The 19,076-nt window shown below is 32.2% G+C and carries 19 protein-coding genes; 8 read left to right on the forward strand and 11 right to left on the reverse strand.

Annotated elements, in window-relative coordinates; all coding sequences use genetic code 11:
- Positions 1-17 precede the first annotated feature (17 nt).
- The 5 genes from AC2D6V_RS08870 to AC2D6V_RS08890 are packed head-to-tail and all read right to left on the reverse strand — an operon-like array spanning position 18 to position 4,949.
- On the reverse strand, positions 18-1,091 hold the full coding sequence (locus AC2D6V_RS08870) for an AAA family ATPase (protein ID WP_484647743.1): 1,074 nt from the start codon (positions 1,089-1,091) through the stop codon (positions 18-20).
- A gap of 2 nt (positions 1,092-1,093) precedes the next feature.
- Positions 1,094-2,290 carry a DUF4350 domain-containing protein gene (locus tag AC2D6V_RS08875; protein WP_484647745.1) on the reverse strand — a complete coding sequence of 399 codons (1,197 nt, stop codon included), beginning with the start codon at positions 2,288-2,290 and terminating at the stop codon, positions 1,094-1,096.
- A complete protein-coding gene (locus AC2D6V_RS08880) occupies positions 2,287-3,051 on the reverse strand; it encodes a DUF4129 domain-containing protein (protein WP_484647747.1) in 765 nt (254 codons plus the stop codon). The genes AC2D6V_RS08875 and AC2D6V_RS08880 overlap by 4 nt, the downstream gene beginning before the upstream one ends.
- The gene (locus tag AC2D6V_RS08885; RefSeq protein ID WP_484647752.1) at positions 3,044-3,985 is read right to left on the reverse strand and encodes a hypothetical protein; all 942 of its coding nucleotides are present in this window, start codon (positions 3,983-3,985) and stop codon (positions 3,044-3,046) included. The genes AC2D6V_RS08880 and AC2D6V_RS08885 overlap by 8 nt, the downstream gene beginning before the upstream one ends.
- Positions 3,972-4,949: a stage II sporulation protein M gene (locus tag AC2D6V_RS08890; RefSeq protein WP_484647756.1), complete on the reverse strand. Its 978-nt coding sequence runs from the start codon at positions 4,947-4,949 to the stop codon at positions 3,972-3,974. The genes AC2D6V_RS08885 and AC2D6V_RS08890 overlap by 14 nt, the downstream gene beginning before the upstream one ends.
- 115 nt (positions 4,950-5,064) lie before the next feature.
- On the opposite strand from AC2D6V_RS08890, the gene AC2D6V_RS08895 reads away from it, so the two are divergent.
- Positions 5,065-5,811 carry an RDD family protein gene (locus AC2D6V_RS08895; RefSeq protein ID WP_484647760.1) on the forward strand — a complete coding sequence of 249 codons (747 nt, stop codon included), beginning with the start codon at positions 5,065-5,067 and terminating at the stop codon, positions 5,809-5,811.
- 86 nt (positions 5,812-5,897) lie between these two features.
- A complete protein-coding gene (locus AC2D6V_RS08900) occupies positions 5,898-6,512 on the forward strand; it encodes a trimeric intracellular cation channel family protein (protein ID WP_484647764.1) in 615 nt (204 codons plus the stop codon).
- On the opposite strand, the gene AC2D6V_RS08905 is transcribed toward AC2D6V_RS08900, so the two are convergent.
- Positions 6,509-7,219 carry a peptidylprolyl isomerase gene (locus AC2D6V_RS08905; RefSeq protein ID WP_484647768.1) on the reverse strand — a complete coding sequence of 237 codons (711 nt, stop codon included), beginning with the start codon at positions 7,217-7,219 and terminating at the stop codon, positions 6,509-6,511. The two genes, AC2D6V_RS08900 and AC2D6V_RS08905, sit on opposite strands and share 4 nt — an antisense overlap.
- Positions 7,220-7,221: 2 nt before the next feature.
- Here AC2D6V_RS08905 and AC2D6V_RS08910 point away from each other — a divergent pair, with 2 nt between their 5' ends.
- The 5 genes from AC2D6V_RS08910 (at position 7,222) to AC2D6V_RS08930 (ending at position 13,638) form a co-directional block, all read left to right on the forward strand.
- Positions 7,222-7,863, forward strand: coding sequence for an NUDIX hydrolase (locus AC2D6V_RS08910; RefSeq protein WP_484647771.1), 642 nt, complete (start codon positions 7,222-7,224; stop codon positions 7,861-7,863).
- Positions 7,864-7,914: 51 nt separating this feature from the next.
- Positions 7,915-8,712: a lysophospholipid acyltransferase family protein gene (locus tag AC2D6V_RS08915; RefSeq protein ID WP_484647774.1), complete on the forward strand. Its 798-nt coding sequence runs from the start codon at positions 7,915-7,917 to the stop codon at positions 8,710-8,712.
- 32 nt (positions 8,713-8,744) lie between these two features.
- The gene (locus AC2D6V_RS08920; RefSeq protein ID WP_484647776.1) at positions 8,745-10,625 is read left to right on the forward strand and encodes a cytochrome c peroxidase; all 1,881 of its coding nucleotides are present in this window, start codon (positions 8,745-8,747) and stop codon (positions 10,623-10,625) included.
- A gap of 141 nt (positions 10,626-10,766) precedes the next feature.
- Positions 10,767-13,061, forward strand: a complete 2,295-nt coding sequence (locus tag AC2D6V_RS08925; protein ID WP_484647777.1) for a type IA DNA topoisomerase — start codon at positions 10,767-10,769, stop codon at positions 13,059-13,061.
- Complete coding sequence (locus AC2D6V_RS08930) at positions 13,048-13,638, forward strand: pseudouridine synthase (protein ID WP_484647781.1); 591 nt, start codon at positions 13,048-13,050, stop codon at positions 13,636-13,638. The genes AC2D6V_RS08925 and AC2D6V_RS08930 overlap by 14 nt, the downstream gene beginning before the upstream one ends.
- Here the strand turns inward: AC2D6V_RS08930 and AC2D6V_RS08935 are convergent.
- From AC2D6V_RS08935 to AC2D6V_RS08945, 3 genes are all read right to left on the reverse strand, one after another.
- Positions 13,635-14,270 (reverse strand): hypothetical protein, encoded by a 636-nt coding sequence (locus AC2D6V_RS08935; RefSeq protein ID WP_484647782.1) that lies wholly within the window; start codon positions 14,268-14,270, stop codon positions 13,635-13,637. The genes AC2D6V_RS08930 and AC2D6V_RS08935 overlap by 4 nt on opposite strands.
- A 4-nt stretch (positions 14,271-14,274) precedes the next feature.
- Positions 14,275-14,769 (reverse strand): RNA polymerase sigma factor, encoded by a 495-nt coding sequence (locus AC2D6V_RS08940; protein ID WP_484647783.1) that lies wholly within the window; start codon positions 14,767-14,769, stop codon positions 14,275-14,277.
- Between the two features lie 375 nt (positions 14,770-15,144).
- On the reverse strand, positions 15,145-16,620 hold the full coding sequence (locus tag AC2D6V_RS08945; protein WP_484647785.1) for a carboxypeptidase-like regulatory domain-containing protein: 1,476 nt from the start codon (positions 16,618-16,620) through the stop codon (positions 15,145-15,147).
- Between the two features lie 98 nt (positions 16,621-16,718).
- Between AC2D6V_RS08945 and ychF the strand changes: the two genes are divergently transcribed.
- Positions 16,719-17,813: a redox-regulated ATPase YchF gene (gene ychF / locus AC2D6V_RS08950; RefSeq protein ID WP_484647786.1), complete on the forward strand. Its 1,095-nt coding sequence runs from the start codon at positions 16,719-16,721 to the stop codon at positions 17,811-17,813.
- 18 nt (positions 17,814-17,831) lie between these two features.
- On the opposite strand, the gene AC2D6V_RS08955 is transcribed toward ychF, so the two are convergent.
- Positions 17,832-18,563: a DUF6048 family protein gene (locus AC2D6V_RS08955; RefSeq protein ID WP_484647787.1), complete on the reverse strand. Its 732-nt coding sequence runs from the start codon at positions 18,561-18,563 to the stop codon at positions 17,832-17,834.
- On the reverse strand, positions 18,529-19,071 hold the full coding sequence (locus tag AC2D6V_RS08960; RefSeq protein ID WP_484647788.1) for a DUF6452 family protein: 543 nt from the start codon (positions 19,069-19,071) through the stop codon (positions 18,529-18,531). The genes AC2D6V_RS08955 and AC2D6V_RS08960 overlap by 35 nt, the downstream gene beginning before the upstream one ends.
- Between the last annotated feature and the right edge of the window lie 5 nt (positions 19,072-19,076).

Here is a 19,076-nt window from a genome sequence, read left to right on the forward strand (position 1 = left end):
TCATTAGCCATTAGTCATTACCTAGGTATTTCAACAGCCTCAATAATTTGTTTTATAATTTGTTTGGTTGTAACTCCTTCCATTTCGCGTTCTGGTGTTACAATAACACGATGCTGTAATACAGGAATTGCAGCTTGTTTAATATCTTCTGGAGTTACAAAGTCACGACCGTTCATGGCTGCAAAAGCTTTACTTGCCTTTAATATAGCTATAGATGCTCTTGGTGATGCCCCTAAGTATAAAAATGGATTGCTTCGCGTGTTTACAATAATATCGGCAATATATTTTACTAGATGCGATTCAATTATAATTTGATTTACCAATGCTTGAAATTTTTCAATTTGAGCTTTGCTAAGATGTGCAGTTATTTTATCAGTTTTCACACCACCTTGTAAAGCCTGTTCTCTATTAATAATTTCAACTTCTTCATCAATATTTGGATAGTCAATATCTATTTTAAAAAGAAACCTATCTAGCTGTGCTTCTGGTAGTCTATACGTTCCTTCTTGTTCTACGGGGTTTTGTGTTGCTAAGACAATAAATGGTAAATTCATTTCATATTTATGACCATCTATAGTAATTTGACGTTCTTCCATAACTTCAAATAAAGCGGCTTGGGTCTTTGCGGGTGCTCGATTTATTTCATCAATTAAAATCATGTTAGAGAATATAGGACCTTTTTTGAATTCAAATTCCGACGATTTCATATCGAACACCGAAGTCCCTAAAATATCACTAGGCATTAAATCTGGTGTAAACTGTATTCTACTAAAACCAATATCTAAAGACTTTGCAAGAAGTTTAGCCGAAATAGTTTTAGCAACTCCAGGTACTCCTTCAATTAGAGAGTGTCCGTTCGCGAGAATAGAAGCAATAAGCATATCAATCATCGCTTTTTGACCAACAATAACTTTGCCTATTTCATTTTTAATAAGGTTAATGCCTTCTAGTAATTCGCTTAAATCAATTCGATTCTTAAAATCTAAATTTTCTTCAATTGGCGCGTCATTACCAGCCAAAGTTTCTTCAAAATCTTGTTGTGCTTTATTCTTTTCTAAGTTAGTTTCTTGGTCTTTATTTAAATCCTCCATGTTTATTTGGTATAAAAATCTTCAATAGCTCTATTTAATCTTAGCAAATCACCTTCATAACATTCGCGTTTTGCTTTTAATTGTCTAATTATGGTTATTAATTTTTTAATTTCAGGTTGTTTCTTACCAGATTTTAAACTTAAATTCTTAATGAATTTATCATCTAAAATTTGAGTATCTAAGTAAAATACGCGTCTTAAATATTCCAAAAAGTAAGTAATTTTTTTGTCAATTATGGTATTATGGTCTTTGGTTTCATAATATAAATTACCAATAGTTTTGGTGAAGGCAACAGTGGTATTCTCTAGCGGCTTTATAACTTTAATTATGCGTTGTTTTCGTTTAGCATTAAAAATCATAAAGCATAATAAGCTTATTAAAGCCAAATACCAAGCCCATCTTAAAGCAGGTTCGCCAAGTATAAATCGTAACGGTGAATGCCCTAAATCGGCACCAATTTTATTTCGAGAATCGAAATGAATAGTGTCATCTTCAATATATGATAATGTAGAAGCCGCGTAATTTTTGTGATTCCCTTTTAGTAAATGATAGTTAGTGAATGTAACAGGTTGCAGGTGTAAATAAAAATTCCCTAAACCGTGACTTACTTTCACATAGTTTATATGATTGATAGAATCAAATTTTTGATATCCTAATACTGTGGTTGCTATTGAGTCTAATTTTGAAAAATAGTAGTTGCTTATACCTTTTTCAATAGTAATAGAATCTTTTTTAAACACAGGATTTGCAAAACTAAATTGCGCCTTTCCTTTAAAATTATAATCGTAGCTAACGTCTATAAATAAGGAGTCTAATATTTTTTGAGGCGGATAGTTTGATGATAAGAAAACATCATTTCCATGTGATGTATAGTCCAGTAATTCTTGTGAGGAAACATCATCTAAATCAGCAAATCCATTTATGAGCATGTAAGTTCCAGAAGTAGTATAAGTGCTGTCTTCCCAGTTATAGAGTTCATCAAAGTATTCGTATGGTGTGACTCTAATATTGTTAATTTCAGTATCGGGAAATAATTTATTTAATTCACTGCGTAAAATATAAGTCCCATATGGAATTTTATGAGTTTCATTAAAGGTTTTTATCCAGCTTATAGGTTTTGGTTTAGAAAATTCGATGGCTAAAATCCCTATAAAAAGTACCACAAGAATACCAACGTATATTTTTACGGTTTTGCTCATGCTTTTATAAAATTTAAAAATTTAATAAAAGCTTTTTTTGCCTTACTGAACTGTTCTTCATTTACATCAAACTCGCCGTACCATATATAGTTGTATAAGTAGGAGGTATATGCAAATTCATTTTTTATATTTTCTGAAGAAATTTCGTTGTGATAATCGCTATTAGTTTTTTCAACATCATATTCAATAATTTCAGATTGAGTTAACGATTTTAAAAGCCATAGATAGTAATACCGTATTGCTAAACGATAATCCTGATCTTTTTCAGCAGCTTTTATTAGTGATTTAAAATTGGTAACATGAATGTTATTTTCAATATCTGTTACAGGAATGATATTTTTATCTGAAGATTTTCCGAAGACCCAAGAACCTTCATCATTCATAACCGCTTTAAAAATAAAGTAGATGACAAGCAAAAAAATAATAACCCCCGCTACTTTAATGGCTATATCTGTAATGTCTGAAGCTTGTCCTTTGTTTTTAATACTGAATAAATCTCTAAAAAAGTCGCTTAGCCATTGTTTAAAACGTGTCCACCACCCAGAACTTTCAACAGAGCGTTCATAAATATAATCTTCACCTGTATAAATATCATTTAGGTTTTCAAAATACCGCGGAGAGATAGCTGATGTGTCTACCTGTAAGCTGTCTTGTTCAACAATAATAACCCTCGCATCTAGTGCTTTAAATTCTGAAGTATTTGCAAGGCAGAAATACCCAAAAAGCAAAATAATGATATGTAGACTAACAGTTTTATTCACCAGACCCTATTTGATCTATTATGCTTTTAGTATTAATATTTTCGTTGTCTTCTTTTAAACTATAAAAAATAATACCTTGATTTAATTGTACAATACTTCCTAAAATAGCACTAACAATAAAGGTTAAAAAGAAAACTATTAGCATGATAACTGTCATGGTAGAACCTAGTTCTTCTTGACTTGGCCCTCCAGAATCAACAGTTGTAAATAAGCTAGCCATACCAAATAAGTAAGGAATCAAGCCTATAATGTTTTGCACTATGTAACTTATTAAATAAAATAAGCCTACACAACCAACTGCTGCCCAGAATTTAGATTTTAATAATTGCCATGAATAACCAAAGCTATCCCAGATTCCTTTTTTATTTTCGATATATTCCATAAGTGTCATACTATAGAAAAGCATAAAAGCACCGATAAGTAATGGAATGGCTAAAATGCCTATAATAGTAATCGCTAGAGCAAATGCTCCAATAATAAAACCCATAAATAGAGGTATAGCGATAAGAATACTAGTTAATATATAGATTATTAGTTTACCTAAATTTGCCTTATATGAACTTATAATATCGGAGGTTTCAAAGTGACTACCATCCTTATTAGAATATAATTTTAAATATATAGCTGGATATGCGTAGGAAACCATACCAGCAACTAGAGCCACTACTACAAATACTAAAAGCATGACAATAAAAAGGCCGAGGTTTTCATTAATATATTCATCCACTAGCGTTGTGCTTTTACCCTCTAAAAGACCACCAAAGATAAAATCGGTGTAAAATTTTGTAAAGAAATATCCAAGTACAACTAAGATTAGTAAGAATGCACCATTTATAATAAAATAGTGTTTAAAAAAATGTTTACCGTCCTGTTTTAGAAATGCGAATGTATCTTGAAAAAAATCGCTAAAACCTCTTGTCTTATATAATTGCATGCGTTTTTTTAAGTTTTCTGTTTAATATAAAGGGGTATATTAAGTAGTAAAATGAAATAATACTTAGTGTGGTAATTATAATACCAATCGATAACCAATTGGGCATTGTATTAGAGTATCTAGTTACAAAGCCTTCTAAAAATCCAGCTGCTATAGTAAAAGGGAAGGTACTTATTAAAATTTTCACACCATCTTTCATACCCATTTTGAAAGATGTCATTCTGGAATACGTTATAGGAAACAAAATACTCGCTCCAAGCATTAAACCTGCAGCACCCTCAATAACAATGGCAAATATTTCCATGGCACCATGTATCCATATACCACGTACACTTTCCCATAGCACACCTTCTCTATAAAAAAAGTATTGAAACGAGCCAAGCATTATCCCATTATACAGCATAACGAGTCCAGTGCCTAAGCCTCCAAAAACACCATAGATAAAAGATTTTATGCCAACGTATAAATTATTAAGTGTAATGCCTATAAAACTTCCCCAATTACTGCCGCTTTTGTAAACAGCAACTGGATCTCCTTTTTCAATATTTTCAAGCGTCATATTTACATAATGGTCACCTAGAATAATACGAACAAAGGTGTCATCGTAAGCTGCCGATAAAGCACCGATACTAACAAAAGTTGAAAATATGATAAAAGCATACAATACATAACGCCTGTATTGATAAACGATTAGAGGGACTTCAATTTTCCAAAAATGAACAAACCTATTAGTGTCTTCACGTTTGGTTTTATAAATTTTTTGAAAAGCTTTAGCGGCTAAGTTGTTTAAATATAGAATTGTTTTACTTTTGGGGTAGTAGGTTTGTGCATAAGAAAGATCGTTAACTAAATGAATATAAAGAGAGGCTAATTCATCTGGATTTTTTAAAGTTTTTCCAAAAATAGCTTTTTCGAAATTCAGCCATTTTTCCTTGTTTTGTTTAATAAAAGCAACTTCTCTCATGCAGATTCAAAACTACATAATTTTTTTTATTCAGAATTAATATTTAATGGTGAAATGTGGTTTAGCGCTTACAATAATTTATACTAGATTTGTCGATAGAATTTTAAAATAATTCATGGTAGAGTTACAAATAAAAACGACTCAAAATGTTAATATAAATTTTAATGCGGCAAGCGTAGGAGAGCGCATACTTGCTTATGGCATTGATTGGATAATCAAGATAGCATATATCATTGTTGTTTATCAATTAATATTTAACTTATTCAAAATAAATGAACTTATTGAGGATATGGATAGTTGGTCGCAAGCAGCTGTTTATGTAACGTTTTATTTACCTGTTATTGTTTATACCTTAACTTTTGAAACGCTTTTAGATGGGCAGACGCCTGGTAAGCGAATTATGAAAATTAAAGTGGTTAAAATTGATGGCTATCAAGCATCTTTTGCCGATTTTATGATTCGTTGGTTTTTTAGAATAATAGACTTAAATATGATGTCTGGTGTTGTAGCATTAATTGCAATTATAACAAGCTCAAAAAATCAGAGATTGGGAGACATGACAGCAGGAACATCCGTTATCACTTTAAAAAACAATGTTAATATTAGTCATACCATTTTAGAAAATTTGCATAGTGATTATAAACCTACTTATCCAAACGTTATTAAGCTTTCAGATAATGATGCACGCATTATAAAAGACACTTTTACAACTGCAAAAGCTTCAAAAGATTATCAAACTTTAATAAAGCTAAGAAAGAAATTAGTAGAAGTAGTAGATATAAAAGAAATGAAACAAAAAACGGACATGGAATTTATCGATGTCATTTTAAAAGATTATAATTACTACACTCAAAACATGTAAGTAGACTCTTGACTTTGTTAAACAAAGTTTTAGAGGTCACTTATCCCGAGCATAGTCGAGGGATCTATTTATTATAAAAACGAAATATGTTCTACGCAATCGACATTTTAGGAACCATTGCTTTTGCTATCTCTGGCGTTCTAGTTGCCATAAATAAAAAGATGGATTTATTCGGTATTCTAATAATTGCATTTGTAACAGCAGTTGGAGGCGGAACACTTCGCGATTTACTCATAGGGGACACTCCGGTAAGTTGGATGAAAGATATGACATTTTCCTATGTCGTTATAGCTTCAGCAATTTTTGCCATGATATTTAGAAGTAAAATAAATTATCTAAGAACTTCATTGTTTTTATTCGATACCATTGGTATAGGGCTTTATACCGTTGTTGGTATAGATAAAGGATTAAATGCCGATTTACACCCTATTATATGTATTGCATTAGGAACTATGACCGCAAGTTTTGGTGGCGTTATTCGGGATATTCTTTGTAATGAAATTCCTGTAATTTTTAGAAAAGAAATTTATGCCACTGCGTGTATTTTAGGCGGTATGACTTATTTTTTACTTCGCCTGTTACCAATTCAAGATAATTGGGTGTTTGTAATTGCGGGATTGGTCGTTATAACTGTTAGGTTATTAGCTGTAAAATTTAAAATTGCCTTGCCAACCATATATGGTAATAGCAAAATAAGCTAATCTAAAATTTCAACTTTCCTAATAAATATATTTTTGTCAGGCCAATCTCCATCATCTGTTTCAACCGCTGCTATTTTATCTACTACATCCATACCTCTAATAACTTTTCCAAATATGGTATAGTCTCCATCTAGAAAATGTGCGCCACCTTTTTGTTGTACTATAAAAAACTCAAATGGTGATGCTAGTTTATGCGGATTGTCTATTTCGCCACTTGGCATTGAGATAACACCTCTATCATGTTTGAACCCTCGTTTTGTGTCTGTAGGTAGTAAGTATCTACCAATTTTAGCACGTTTTCGAGCTGTTTTTTTGTCATCACTATTTCCAGCTTGCACTATAAAATTATTTATTACACGGTAAAATTGTGTGTTATTAAAATAGTTTTGTTTTGTTAAAAAGATGAAATTGGCACGATGGAATTTCGTTTCATTAAATAATAAAATGTCAATAACTCCAAAATCGGTAGTCATACGCACTTTGTTTTCCTTATTCTCTTTTTCGTAATGTAGAAAGAATTCCATTGCATTTTTAGAATCTAGTTTTAGAAATGCTCTTTCAGGCTCGGAAGTATCAGGAATCAACGTGTCTTTTTTGCTTAATTCAGGTTTTGTGACCGTAGTTTCGTGATTAGTTTTTTGCTTAGATTGTTTATCTTCACAATTCAGAAGTAAAAAGAAAATACTTAAAAGTAATAGCAGGCGCATAAATGAATTTTGATAAATTTTTGAAATCGGTATCAAAAGTAAAAAATATAACGCTTAATGGCGAAACTTCTCATTTTAAAATGGTTCCTCCATTCCGTCAAGCACTTTTAAGAAAGCAAAAAGAAGCAATTAAGCAAGCTAAAAAGGCAGGTGTAATCGCTTTGTTTTATCCGGATTGTCAAGATGAAACTCATTTTGTTTTAATTTTAAGAAAGACTTACGAAGGTGTTCATTCTGCTCAGGTTGGGTTTCCGGGAGGTAAATTAGAAACGCAAGATGCCTCGATAGAAGCTGCGGCAGTAAGAGAAACCTTTGAAGAAGTTGGTGTTCCTCAAAACCAAATAGATATAGTTTTGAAGTTAACTCAAGTTTATATTCCACCAAGTAATTTTTATGTACAACCATTCCTTGGAATTACAAAAAAGACACCCCAATTTATATTGCAAGAGGATGAGGTGGAATCAATAATTGAAGTGCCTTTACAACATTTTTTAGATGATATGTCTATTATTAATAAAAAGGTAAGTACATCATACAATATTGATGTTGAGGTACCAGCTTTTAAACTAAATGGCTATACTGTTTGGGGTGCGACTGCAATGATGCTAAGTGAAATTAAAGACCTGTTAAAAGAAGGTATCTAAATTGATAGTTTTATTACATTTGCATCAACTAACTAATTTGACGCGTGATTTATGGGATTGTTTAAAAAAAATCCATTCGGACATATACTAATTGTAAAAAAGTGGCTCATTCGTATTTTAGGAGCTATAACTCATAGTCGCTTTCGAGGCTTTAATGAATTACAAATAGAAGGGTCTGAAATCATTAAAACCTTACCAAATGAAAACGTCTTATTTATTTCTAATCACCAAACATATTTCGCAGATGTCGTCTCTATGTTCCATGTATTTAATGCAAGTTTAAGTGGTCGCGTAGATTCAATTAAAAATGTGGGGTATCTCTGGAACCCTAAATTGAATATTTATTATGTAGCGGCTAAAGAAACCATGAAAGCGGGCTTATTGCCAAAAATACTGGCGTATGTGGGTTCTGTTAGTATTGAACGTACGTGGCGAGCCGAAGGGCAAGATGTGAAAAGACAAGTAAAAATGAGCGATATTTCTAATATTGGAAAAGCGCTGGATGATGGATGGGTTATTACATTTCCGCAAGGAACTACCACGCCTTTTAAACCTATTAGAAAGGGAACAGCACATATTATTAAACGGTATAAGCCAGTAGTCGTACCAATTGTTATAGATGGATTTCGACGTTCGTTTGATAAAAAAGGATTGCGTATTAAAAAGAAGAATATACTACAAACCTTTGAAATTAAGGAACCTTTAGAGATTGATTACGACAACGAAACCACAGAAGAAATTGTAAAAAGAATTGAATATGCTATTGAGCAACATCCGTCATTTCTCAAAGTGATTCCTCAAAAAGAACTTGAAGATTTGGAAGAGTTGAATAAAAAACGCGAGTGGTAAACTGATACCCTAAAGTCTTAATAATAAATAACATGAAAAAAGTTATTCTAGTTATTATAATTAGTCTATTCTGTTTTTTTACAATTTCAAGTAGTAAATCTGAAGTCTATGTAGGTGTTTCTCCTACTGTATCTGTAACATCTGATTATTATCTACTATATTTGAATAATTTTCAAAGCGAACTCGAAAATCTAGTTGTTTTAACAGAAAAGGTTACTACCAATGAGACAATTGATAATCTTAGAGAACAGCTCATTAACACACGCTTGGCTTATAAAAAGATTGAATTTTTATTCGATTACTATAACCCATCTTATAATTATGCCTTTATTAACGGTGGGCCGTTACCTAAATTTAGTGAACGTTTTGGTGGTGGTAAAATATTAGAACCAAAAGGATTACAAACCTTAGACGAACATCTTTTTGATGATGAAGCTATTAAAAGTTTGCCAGAAATTAAAGAATTGGTGCAAGAGCTAGAAGAACGGGTTGCTTATATCAAGAAAATTCAGTTTCCAAGCAATTTGAAAGAGAACCAGATAATTGAAGCTATTCGATCTGGTATGGTTAGAGTGTTTACTTTAGGCTTAACTGGATTTGACACACCAGGTTGCGGGAACGCTTTAGAAGAGAGTTATGAGAGTTTTAAAAGTATGGAAACAGTTTTTCTTTATTTCGAAGCGACTTTGAATCAAAATGGTAAACAAAAGTATGCCGAAATAAAAAAGTTATTTAAAAAAGGAGCAAAGACACTTAAAAAAACATCCAATTTTAATGAATTTGACCGATTAACTTTCTTAAAAGAGACTATAAATCCGTTGTATTCAAACCTTTTAGAATTTCAAAATTTAAATAAAATTAAAGTCAATAAGTTCAAGTTTCATGCTCAGAATTATAAAGCTGATAATTTATTCGCGGAAGATTTTTTAAACACCGATTTTTACTCAGAATTTGTATATCTCCCATTAGAAAACCCTAAGACGGTAGCACTTGGGAAATTGTTATTTGAAGACCCCCAACTATCAAAAGTAGGAGAGATGTCTTGTGTTAGCTGCCATGATGCAAATAAAGGTTTTGGCGATGGATTACCTAAAAGTAAAACAAATAAAGAAGATGTTTTTACACAACGAAACTCGCCTTCAATTATTAACGCGGGTTATTCAACACGTTATTTTTGGGATATGCGTGAGTATAATTTAGAAAAACAGGTGGCACATGTTATTGAAAGTGATGTAGAATTTAATACAACTTTCCCAGAAATTGAGAGAAAACTTAATAGAAAGCCTAAGTACAGAAAGCTTTTTAATGAAGCTTACGGGGGCATTAGTAAGAAAGATATTAATAGTCGTTCAATAAGTAATGCTATAGCCGCTTATGTTAACTCGCTAAAGTCTTTTAATAGTGATTTCGATAAGTACGTTCGAAACCAAACTGCCAATTATCCAGAAGCAGCCAAAAGAGGCTTTAATCTATTTATGGGTAAGGGAGCTTGTGGAACATGTCATTTTGCACCCATGTTTAATGGCACAGTGCCTCCATTTTATACCGAATCAGAATCTGAAGTGTTGGGTGTTACAATGGGCTTAGATACTATTAATCCCATAAAAGATTCTGATCCTGGACGGATGGCTAATGGTTTAATGGTGGATAAATATCCGTTTTTTGAAAACTCATTTAAAACAGTAACTGTTAGAAATATTGCAGTAACTGCACCTTACATGCATAATGGTACTTTTAATACTTTGGAAGATGTTATGGAATTTTATAACCACGGAGGCGGTGCTGGAATGGGCTTAAATATAGAAAATCAAACACTCTCAAGCGAACCTTTAGGCTTAACTACTCAAGAAAAAGCAGATATAATAGTTTTTATGGAAACATTAACTGATGTTTCAGGGTTCATTACTTATTAAATAATCTCGCATTTATTGATATAAATTACTTCATCGGCATTGAAGCATTCATTACATAAAAGTAGTTAATAACTCTTGATAACTACACTTTAAAATCCATGTCAAAACTTCTATTTTGCAAGTTCATATTATTAAATAGGAATGAAAGTCTGTATCGCAGAAAAACCTAGTGTAGCACGGGAGATTGCCTCGGTTTTGGGAGCAAACACCAAACGTGATGGCTATTACGAAGGTAATGGATATGCGGTTACTTACACCTTTGGACATCTATGTACTTTAAAAGAGCCTAATGACTATAAGCCTTATTGGAAAAGTTGGGATTTAAATAATTTACCCATGCTTCCAGAAAAATTTGAAACTAAGGTGGTTGCAAATTCGGGTATACAAAAGCAGTTTAAAGTTGTAAAAAGTTTATTCGATAAAGCAGAAGTCGTTATAAACTGTGGTGATGCAGGGCAGGAAGGAGAGCTTATCCAAAGATGGGTAATGAATGAATCGAATTATAAGGGTGAAGTACTTCGTTTATGGATTTCATCTTTAACTACAGAGGCTATTAAAGAGGGTTTTGAAAACTTAAAGCCAGCTTCAGATTACGATAATTTGTATTATGCTGGTTTTTCCAGAGCAATAGGAGACTGGTTATTGGGTATGAATGCTACACGACTGTATACGGTTAAGCATGGTGGATATAAACAAGTACTATCAGTTGGTCGCGTACAAACACCAACCTTAGCTATGGTGGTGAATCGGTTTAAAGATATCGAAAATTTTAAACCACAACCTTATTGGGAATTACAAACCATGTATCGAGATACCTTGTTTAGCTATGAAGAAGGGAGGTTTTTGAAAAAGGAAGATGGTGAGGTTTTAGCGAATAAGGTAAAAGAAAGTGACTTTGAAATTCGATCTATTACGAACAAGAAAGGAAAAGAATATGCACCTAAATTGTTCGATTTAACGGGCTTACAAGTGTATTGTAATACCAAGTTTGGATTTTCGGCAGATGAAACCTTAAAGATTGTTCAAGCATTGTATGAAAGGAAGGTGGTGACTTACCCAAGAGTCGATACAACATTTTTACCAAACGATATCTACCCTAAAGTGTCGGGCATTTTAAAGAAGCTCAAAAACTTTTCTAGGTTAACACAACCGTTGCTCGGGAAGAAAATAAAAAAGTCAGTTAAAGTTTTCAATGATAAAAAAGTAACCGATCACCATGCTATTATTCCAACGGGAATGCAAACCAATTTGCAGTACAATCAACAACAGGTGTACGATATTATTGTAAAACGCTTTATTGCGGTGTTTTATGATGACTGTGTAGTGTCGAATACCACTGTTATCGGTGATGCCGCTAAGGTGCTGTTTAAAACCACAGGAAAAGAGATTTTAGAGAAAGGGTGGCGTATTGTGTTTGAAAACTCTACGGGATCAGGTGTGGCTAATGATAAATTGCTGCCTCAGTTTGTAAAAGGTGAAAAGGGACTACATGAACCGTCGTTTTTAGAAAAAGAGACCAAACCTCCAAATCAGTTTACAGAAGCATCTTTATTACGTGCTATGGAAACAGCAGGCAAGCAAGTAGAAGATGATGAATTAAGGGATTTAATGAAGGAAAACGGTATCGGACGTCCATCAACACGTGCTAATATTATTGAAACTCTTTTCAAAAGAAAATATATCAAGCGTAACAAGAAGCAAGTATTGCCCACGGTTACTGGTGTTCAGTTGATAGATACTATTCAAAACGATTTATTGAAATCGGCAGAATTAACAGGTTCTTGGGAAAAGCAATTAAAAGATATTGAAAAAGGCACCTATAGTGCTGGTGCATTTATAAAAAATATGAAGCGTATGGTGGACGCTTTGGTGTATGAAGTTCGGAGTGAAACTAAGCGTGCTAATATTTCGCATGCGATAACGATTAAAAAACGTGAATCTAAAGCAGCTGTTAAAAAAGTTGCAGGAGTTACGTCAGAAGTTTGTCCAAAGTGTAAAACAGGCGCGCTTTTAAAAGGAAAAACAGGGTATGGGTGTTGCCAATATAAATCAGGATGCGACTTTGTCTTGCCTTTTAAGTTTTTAGATAAAAAAATTTCGGACAAACAGTACTTAAGATTGCTTACAAAAGGTACTACAGTTAATTTAAAAGGGTTTAAAAAAGATTCCGAAATTATTGAAGGATTGCTTCGTTTCGATGATGATTTCAAACTTAAAATTGAACTTAAAAAAACGACTGAAAAAGAAAATTCAAATCACTTGTCTTGCCCAAAATGTAAAAGAGGAATTGTAATAAAAGGTAAAACGGCGTACGGTTGTAGTCATTATAAAACAGGTTGTGATTTTAAAATGACTTATGATTTAGTAAGAAATAAGATAAACGAAAATAAACCAACCAAAGAATTGATTCATAATATTTTAAATGGAATCATTTAAACAAATAATTCATAATAATTTTATCATTTATAAACCCTATGGTTACTTAAGCCAGTTTATGAGTAATGCCTCAAAACAACAAAACAAAAAGTTTTTGGGGGATCTTTTTGATTTCCCAAAAGGCATTATGTCTATAGGTCGATTAGATGAAAAATCTGAGGGCTTATTGTTGCTTACAACAGACGGTAAAATGAGTGACTATATTAATAGTAGAAAGGTTGAGAAAGAATATTATGCTCAGATAGATGGAATTGTTTCTCAGGAAGCTGTTAATCAACTATCTAAAGGTGTTGATATTGGTTTAAACGGTGCGAAATACAAAACCAAACGGTGTAGCGTTTTTATTTTGAATAGTGTGCCAAATTTACCTTTGCGATTAAAAAAGATACGCGATGATAGGCATGGACCAACCTCTTGGGTTTCTATCACTTTGACCGAAGGAAAATTTAGGCAAGTGCGAAAAATGACATCTGTGGTTGGTTACCCAACTTTGCGCCTGGTTAGGGTTAGGGTGGGTGAGGTTCAATTAAATAACATGCAGGTTGGTGATGTTATTCAAGTTGATAAGTTCTTTTAGATCTCAAGTTTCTTGAGTTCTTTGTAATTTTTATTTAAACGCTTAAGTAGTAGCCCGTAAATAAGTTTGTAAAATAGCCAAATAACAAGGATGAATATTGCTGTAATTCCAATGATTAAGAGGCTTATAAGCGCTAATTGCGTGTTGTTAAGGTTTTCGAATGCTTCTGAGGCTTTTGGGTCTAATTTAAAGGCATAGTAAAAACCGATTAATAATGAAATGCCAGCAATGATTAGATTATAAAGCACATAGTACTTGATTATTTTTCTAGTTCTTAAAATACTTTCCATTAATTTTTTCGCACTATCTGTAACTGAAATTGATCGGTGTGATTTGAAAAGCAAGTAAATAAATAGCAAAATAATGCCGTAGCTAAAAATTGTAATTCCTGTGAATACGTATTCGTTTGTATAAACAGCGTCTAGTTTGTTTCTGTATTCTTCCGAATAAATATAGGGCAGGGTATTGATTAATATCCATAAGATAAGCTCAGCAATACTTATGTAAAACAAGGTTTTAACTATTGAAGATGACTTTTTTTGAAGCATTGGGTAGATGTCCTTGCTTGAAAATTGTTTATCTTCAGGCTGCTGTTTATTCCAGTCTTTTTTTAATAAATCTAATTCATCCATAATTTTACGGATTTAGTATGGTTCTTAGTTTGTTTTTAATGCGATTCATCTTCACGCGTGCATTAACTTCGCTAATCCCCATTGTTTCACTTATTTCTCTGTAGTCCTTATCTTCTAAGTAAAGAAAAACAAGGGCTTTTTCAATATCATTTAATTTATGTACTGCTTTGTAAAGCAGTTTTAATTGTTGTTCTTCGGTATCATCATAATCCTCGGCCTTCATTTTAAACTCAACACCTTCAAAATCTTGCGTTCTAATAGAGCGTTTAGATTTCCTGTAAAGAGTTATGGCTGTGTTAAGACCCACACGATACATCCAGGTGCTAAATTTAGCGTCGCCTCTAAATTTTGGATATGCTTTCCATAGTTGAATGGTTATTTCTTGAAATAAATCGCTATGAGCATCATAATTATTGGTGTATAATCTGCATACTTTATGTATGATGTTTTGATGCTTTTCAAGTAATTCAACAAAGCTATGTTCTAGGTCTTTATTCAATGCGATGGTTTAGTTATAGTGTAAGTAGTCTAAATTTTAAAAACGTTACATACTTGTAAAAATAATACTTTAAAAATAACAGTTAAAATCGGTAAAGTGTGTTTTAAATTGATTGGTTTTAGGTAGAAAAGAGGTAGAGGTGCTAGTAATTTTAAAATTTAAATATATTGAATTAATTGTTTACTATGCGTAATGTAATACATTGATAATAAAAAATATAACAACTAACTATAAATAAAATCTATAAACTGTTTTTTTGCATAAAAAGGCATTTTACTAAAACTTTTTAGATGCGGTATCTTTCTAATAATAGTAAAAAATTTAAAAAAAGGAAAGATTAATTTATTCTTGCAGATTGTAGTATTTAACTAAATATTATTCGCCTACTTTAAACTCTTTCATCTCTTTTAAGGGTTCTAAAGTTTCTTCATTTTTCCAAATAGTTTTTTCAAACTTGCTAAGTTTTTTATAAGTGATAATACTATCCTGTTTTATAGATTTGAAATCCGTTAATTCTAATTTACTATTTGAAGTGAAAAGTAGCTCTTCTTTGTTTCGGTTATCTCCTTCAATTTTGAAACTAAAACCTATTTTGTTTTTTGCACGACTATTTTCAATAAATTTTAAATCTCTATTCACATAGAAATAACTACCAGTTGTACGTTTTAAATATTTTGGATAGTATTTGTTGCTGCTATTTTTTTCATATATAAGTGTTCCTTCACTTACGTTAGCAATATACTTAACACCTAATAATAAGCGCAGATTGAGTTTTTGACCATGTCGATTTTTGTAATATGCATAGTTTGCTCGTGTGATAGCATAAGATTCATCGGTAATAAAAAGTTTACCTTCATATTTTGCTTTTCCCTTTCTAGGTGCAAAATTGATGATATATGTTAGTTCTCCATTATTATAGGTAAAATCTCCAAATGTGTAATTGTATAAATCTGTTTGTAAAATATTATTCAAAAATGAGTTTTTGTAGAATTGAGACCTTCTTAAAAGTCTTCGGGTGTCATTATTAAGGTGTTTTATTTCATATTCGTTCTTTTCTTCTTGTTTAAAGTCTTCATTTTTAAGAGATAATGAATCTTCAATTTTAAAAAGTCCTGTTTTAAGCTTATATGTTTTGGTTGTATCTAAATAGGTAAGTACAATTTTTTGTGCTTTCTTCTGAATATCATCAATGGAAAAATCGTTTTTGTAATCTAGTAACTTGGTTGCTTTGTTTATTATTAGTTTGCTAGAGTCTTTATTAATGCAATAAAACTCACCTTTAAAGTCAGAAAAACTTTTAATATCACTCACCCTAATTTTCTTCGATAGGGCACTTAAACTAGTGTTTGCATCTTCTAAGCTTTGCTTTTCAAAATGTGATGCTTTTTCGATTTCAAAATCTAAGCTTTTAAAATCGACGTAATCTGTTATTCTATAAAAAACAGTGTATTTGTTCAGATCGGTGTCGTAATTTTCGTGAATTTTTGCTTTCACTCTAGCTATAATAGAGTCGGCATTGGGTCTGCTATTACTTATATAAACTTCATTAAGTTCGTTAATAGCTTCATCTAAAGTTATAACAAAATTTAATGATTTAATATCTTGAATGCTAAGGGTTTTATTCTGATAACCTAAACAGGATATTATAACAGATTTTAGCTTGTCATTTTCGTAATTTATAGTGAAGTATCCTTCTTCATTCGAAATAACACCGCTGTATTCACCTGTTTTTATGGTAGCGTACTGAATCGGATTTTTAGTGTTTTTATCAATTAGTTTTGCTGTTAAATTTTGGGATATAACATTAACGAAACTAAATATGAAGATGGTTAAAACAACAATTTTTTTCATTTGTGACGGTTTGTATATATCCAACGATTAAAGCCAAAAAATGTTACAAATAATAACTAAGGAAATGATTACATTTGCACTCGCAAAAATGTTTTATTATGAAAGCAGGTATCGTAGGATTACCAAATGTTGGGAAGTCAACTCTATTTAATTGTTTGTCTAATGCGAAAGCGCAAAGTGCTAACTTTCCGTTTTGTACCATAGAACCTAATATTGGAGTGGTAAATGTTCCAGACCCAAGATTAGAAAAATTAGAGTCAATGGTGAATCCAGAACGCGTAATGCCAGCGACAGTAGAGATAGTGGACATTGCAGGATTGGTTAAAGGAGCAAGTAAAGGTGAGGGATTAGGGAATCAGTTTTTAGCAAATATTAGAGAAACGGACGCTATTCTTCATGTTTTACGTTGTTTTGATAATGATAATATTGTCCATGTTGATGGGAATGTAAATCCTATTAGGGACAAGGAAACTATCGATATGGAACTTCAACTAAAAGATTTAGAAACGGTTGAAAAAAAGTTAGATAAAGTAAAGCGTGCTGCAAAAACAGGAAATAAAGAAGCTCAAAAGGAAGAAGCAGTTTTATTGAAAATAAAAGCTGGTATCGAGTCAGGAATATCCGTTAGAGCCCTAGAGTTTAGTGAAGACGATTATAATGATTTTGTAAAACCTTCTCAACTTATAACAGATAAGCCAGTTATGTATGTGTGTAACGTAGATGAAGGTTCTGCTGTAAATGGAAACGCTTATGTTGATTTAGTTAAGGAAGCAGTTAAAAATGAAAAGGCAGAAGTTTTAGTTCTTGCAGTTGGCACAGAAGCAGATATTAATGAATTGGATGATTATGAAGAACGCCAAATGTTTCTTCAAGATATTGGCTTAGATGAGGCAGGTTCTGCGAAATTAATTCGTTCGGCTTATAAATTATTAAATCAACAAACCTATTTTACTGCTGGTGTTAAAGAAGTACGTGCTTGGACAGTAGATATTGGAGCAACGGCACCACAAGCTGCAGGTGTTATTCATACAGATTTTGAAAAAGGTTTTATTCGTGCTGAAGTAATAAGTTATAATGACTACGTAACTTATGGAAGCGAAGCCAAGGTAAAAGAAGCTGGTAAAATGCGTGTTGAAGGTAAAAACTACATTGTTAAAGATGGTGATGTCATGCACTTCTTATTTAATGTGTAACCAACGTATTCTAAAAGTTTATTTGTCTTTTTTATAAAGAGGAATTCTATAGGATATGGTATATCCATAGCCAACACCTATACCACTGCTATCAAAAGTTTTTCCAAAGCCAGCTATATAAATGTTTTCAAATCCTGCTGGCTCTGTTTCGCTAGCTAACCCTTTTAGTTGCACATTAAGTCCTAAATATAGATTGTTAAAAAGTTCTGCCTTTAAACCTATAATAAGTTCTATCCAAATAGCAGTTAAATCATTGAATTTAGCGCCATCTGTAGATGTGAATTGCGGTTGCCAGTATTGGTCTGTGCTGTATACTTGAAAACTGTTTCTTGTATGGCTAAATGAGCTTGCTCCAACGCGGAACCCTGCAAAAATCATGTTATCCATATCTAACCAATTCTGATATAAATTATAATCTATACCTCCTTTAAGGTAAGTGCCTTTAGTTGTTACATCAAGATAGTCTGTTATAGTCGTTTTTTCTTCGATACCTATTTCACCTGCTATGTACAATCGATTTTTTAAGCGGTAATCAGCAATAATTTCAAAACCAGTATAGTCGTCATCAATAAAAGAACGAGCAAGCTTTCCTATATCAGCGCCAAAACGTAACCCGTATTTCTGCTTAATTTTTATGGAATCATTTACAGTATTAGGAATGCTATCGTTTTGTGCGTTTACAGACGCACTAAATAGAAGCAAAAGAGCAATGCTACTAATGAAATATATTAAAGTGCGTCGTTGTTTCATCTTCTACAGATTGATTGTCGTTAATAGCTTCTCTTAATAATATCCAAGGGTCTGTGTCATCAGTATCAAGTAAAATTGACACGTTTTTGAAAATTGTTTTATAGCCACATGCTCTAGACACATATATTTCTTCGGTAGTGTAACTTATGGTTATTATATCTTCATTTCCTCCAATAATATCATCAGATGTGTCCTCGGGCGTACCATTGTCGTCAAAAGAATAATCAATATGCAATTTATACTGGGTTGATGAGGCATCAGTTCTTAATGGCAGTATAATTGAGTTTGCAGAAGATGCAACATCAAATCCTGGTAATGCATTATCATTTCCTACACCTTGAATTCTTAAATCGAAAACATTCTTTTGGGTTTCTTGATCTCCAAGGTCATATAAATCAATAATAAGGCGGGGTGTGGTAGGAGTACTTTCAGGACAGATGTCGTCGCGTTCGCAGCTATAATTTGCTATTAAAAATACCAGCGCAAAAAGTAGGCTTATTTTTTTCATTAATT

This window comes from Algibacter sp. YIN40, from assembly GCF_057219435.1.

Coding starts and splice junctions, on each gene's coding strand:
- AC2D6V_RS08925 (WP_484647777.1), top strand. CDS start 10,767: ATGAAAGTCTGTATCGCAGAAAAACCTAGTGTAGCACGGGAGATTGCC.
- AC2D6V_RS08870 (WP_484647743.1), bottom strand. CDS start 1,091: ATGGAGGATTTAAATAAAGACCAAGAAACTAACTTAGAAAAGAATAAA.
- AC2D6V_RS08885 (WP_484647752.1), bottom strand. CDS start 3,985: ATGCAATTATATAAGACAAGAGGTTTTAGCGATTTTTTTCAAGATACA.
- AC2D6V_RS08930 (WP_484647781.1), top strand. CDS start 13,048: ATGGAATCATTTAAACAAATAATTCATAATAATTTTATCATTTATAAA.
- AC2D6V_RS08905 (WP_484647768.1), bottom strand. CDS start 7,219: ATGCGCCTGCTATTACTTTTAAGTATTTTCTTTTTACTTCTGAATTGT.
- AC2D6V_RS08895 (WP_484647760.1), top strand. CDS start 5,065: ATGGTAGAGTTACAAATAAAAACGACTCAAAATGTTAATATAAATTTT.
- AC2D6V_RS08960 (WP_484647788.1), bottom strand. CDS start 19,071: ATGAAAAAAATAAGCCTACTTTTTGCGCTGGTATTTTTAATAGCAAAT.
- AC2D6V_RS08900 (WP_484647764.1), top strand. CDS start 5,898: ATGTTCTACGCAATCGACATTTTAGGAACCATTGCTTTTGCTATCTCT.
- ychF (WP_484647786.1), top strand. CDS start 16,719: ATGAAAGCAGGTATCGTAGGATTACCAAATGTTGGGAAGTCAACTCTA.
- AC2D6V_RS08875 (WP_484647745.1), bottom strand. CDS start 2,290: ATGAGCAAAACCGTAAAAATATACGTTGGTATTCTTGTGGTACTTTTT.
- AC2D6V_RS08945 (WP_484647785.1), bottom strand. CDS start 16,620: ATGAAAAAAATTGTTGTTTTAACCATCTTCATATTTAGTTTCGTTAAT.
- AC2D6V_RS08890 (WP_484647756.1), bottom strand. CDS start 4,949: ATGAGAGAAGTTGCTTTTATTAAACAAAACAAGGAAAAATGGCTGAAT.
- AC2D6V_RS08915 (WP_484647774.1), top strand. CDS start 7,915: ATGGGATTGTTTAAAAAAAATCCATTCGGACATATACTAATTGTAAAA.
- AC2D6V_RS08920 (WP_484647776.1), top strand. CDS start 8,745: ATGAAAAAAGTTATTCTAGTTATTATAATTAGTCTATTCTGTTTTTTT.
- AC2D6V_RS08935 (WP_484647782.1), bottom strand. CDS start 14,270: ATGGATGAATTAGATTTATTAAAAAAAGACTGGAATAAACAGCAGCCT.
- AC2D6V_RS08910 (WP_484647771.1), top strand. CDS start 7,222: ATGAATTTTGATAAATTTTTGAAATCGGTATCAAAAGTAAAAAATATA.
- AC2D6V_RS08955 (WP_484647787.1), bottom strand. CDS start 18,563: ATGAAACAACGACGCACTTTAATATATTTCATTAGTAGCATTGCTCTT.